Annotated in this window: 4 protein-coding genes and 1 pseudogene; 1 reads left to right on the top strand and 4 read right to left on the bottom strand. The window is 41.0% G+C overall.

The window, feature by feature from the left end; genetic code table 11:
* A pseudogene (locus tag D1Z90_RS20445) lies at window positions 1-186 on the top strand (IS110 family transposase); the annotation flags it as partial.
* Window positions 187-228: 42 nt separating this feature from the next.
* Here D1Z90_RS20445 and D1Z90_RS20440 read toward each other — a convergent pair.
* The 4 genes from D1Z90_RS20440 to D1Z90_RS20425 form a co-directional block, all read right to left on the bottom strand.
* A complete protein-coding gene (locus tag D1Z90_RS20440) occupies window positions 229-531 on the bottom strand; it encodes a type II toxin-antitoxin system RelE/ParE family toxin (RefSeq protein ID WP_119912618.1) in 303 nt (100 codons plus the stop codon).
* Window positions 519-776, bottom strand: a complete 258-nt coding sequence (locus D1Z90_RS20435; RefSeq protein ID WP_119912617.1) for a type II toxin-antitoxin system Phd/YefM family antitoxin — start codon at window positions 774-776, stop codon at window positions 519-521. Before D1Z90_RS20435 ends, D1Z90_RS20440 begins: the two co-directional genes overlap by 13 nt.
* Window positions 777-933: 157 nt before the next feature.
* Window positions 934-1,182: a DUF1272 domain-containing protein gene (locus D1Z90_RS20430; protein ID WP_119912616.1), complete on the bottom strand. Its 249-nt coding sequence runs from the start codon at window positions 1,180-1,182 to the stop codon at window positions 934-936.
* 139 nt (window positions 1,183-1,321) lie between these two features.
* Window positions 1,322-1,717, bottom strand: coding sequence for a hypothetical protein (locus D1Z90_RS20425; protein WP_119912615.1), 396 nt, complete (start codon window positions 1,715-1,717; stop codon window positions 1,322-1,324).
* Window positions 1,718-1,914 lie beyond the last annotated feature (197 nt).

The raw sequence follows: 1,914 nt of genomic DNA, 5'->3' as shown, positions 1-1,914 counted from the left end.
TTATACATGGCAATGATGTCTGCTATTCAATCAAACCCTGTTTTCAAAGCAACGTATCAACGCCTTGTTGCAGCCGGGAAACCCAAAAAAGTAGCGATTATTGCATGCATCAGAAAGATGATTGTTATCTTAAACTCAATGCTGCGGAATGGAGCGTTATGGGAAGCGCCAAAAGTGGTAAATTAACTATTGACGCCATAGTCTCTTGTTAGCCGTCAAATCTGACTGTTACTGCTTGCTGATTAAGAACTTACGCAAGTCACGCTCCGTTCGCATGACGAATAAAATATGCACACTATCTCCATCATATTTATAGAAAATACGGCACGGGCTGACCACAACTTCACGATAGCTTAAGTGTGCCAACTCAGGGGGAATACGTCCGGACTCAGGAAAATCTTCCAAACGTTCAACTTTAGAAAATACCATTTGAACAAGCTGCTTTGCAGCCAAAAGGTTTTCAAGGGCGATATACTCAGCAATATCATTGAGATCTGATAACGCTGGCTCAGTCCAAACTATTTCAGCCATTTTGACATTTTGTCCTTGGCTTCTTCATGACTTACTACTTTACCATCAGATAAAGCACGCTCACCTCTTGCGATACCTTCGAGGATAGCTAAGCGATTTTGCATAAACTCATAGTCATCAACATCAACAAGATATGCAGATGGCTTGCCATGCTCCGTAATTAAGACGGGTTCTTTTGTGTCATGAAGGTCGGCAAGGATCTTCGTTGCCTGACGTTTAAGAGAAGTAACAAGTTCTACTTTCATGAGAGCTGCTCCAAAGGAATACTAAAGTGATACTATTCTATCACTTTAGTATAAGCAAGTGCCATGACGGCTAACGCCGTTTTAAGCGGAAAATTGGCGTTGGCTATACTGCGCGAAGCGCAAGCCAATAGTAATTTTTCCGACTTGAAAACCCTTGTTATGTGTTTGTAACACAACCATTTTCTTTTAACACACGTTTAGTTGATGCAGGGTTGTTTTTTAATGCAGCTAAAGGACGGATTGGTCGTTGAACCAAGTTACCTGAACAATTTGGGCACACATGGTTTAAAACCGATTCTGCGCAACTAAGGCAAAAGGTACATTCGAATGTGCAAATTACTGCTTCCGTAGATTCAGGAGGTAAATCTTTATCACAGCATTCACAATTAGGTCTCAAATCTAACATTCAGAGCTCCTTTCTAGAGAAACACATAACGCCCATTTAAGGGGCTGATAATAGTTTGCTAAAATGTGTAGCGAAGCGAAACCGAGCAAACTGTTAGCAGTCCCGCTTTAAATTCTTGTATGTGCTTTCAAAGGATACTTTAGCTGCTAGGGTACTGAGATTTATTGCTGCGCATTACTATAAACAAACAAATGACACTAATAACCCATACACTACCTTTTAACACGATAGAACCTACATCAGTATGTATATGATCTTCTCTAAAAGTCACTCCGCGTAAAAACGCTTCCAAATGAGCGAAAAATGGGACAAACATTCCACCTGCAGCATAAGCCCAAGCAAGCAACATTAACTTTTCAGCGTTCTCGTTGGCTTTGACCCAAGCCCAAGTTGCAAGTATAAAAAATACAGCGGCAGAGTAATCCTCAAGCATTGTTGTAGCGTTAATGGAAAAGTAATCTACACCCCTTCGTAGAGTTTCTCCAAGGGTATAGATTAGAATCATAGGGTATGTCATGTAGTATACAAATTTCATTTTTAACTCTCCTAGTTAGATTTGGTATGGAACACTTAGACATAATGATTCCCTGTGCACAGTGTCGACCTCCTGCGTTTATCGTGGGTTAGCTCGGCCAGTGCCACACTGTTAGGTAAACGCCATAACAGATACAGGAGATCGACATGAATAATCCTAGCACCCTTTTTATCGGCCTGGACGTACATAAAGAAACC

Origin of the sequence: Motilimonas pumila (assembly GCF_003596335.1) — a bacterium.
GTDB classification, from domain to species: domain Bacteria; phylum Pseudomonadota; class Gammaproteobacteria; order Enterobacterales; family CBDFNC01; genus Motilimonas; species Motilimonas pumila.
The sequence above is the reverse complement of the archived record's forward strand: the minus strand, read 5'-3'. Positions and strand labels throughout refer to the sequence as shown.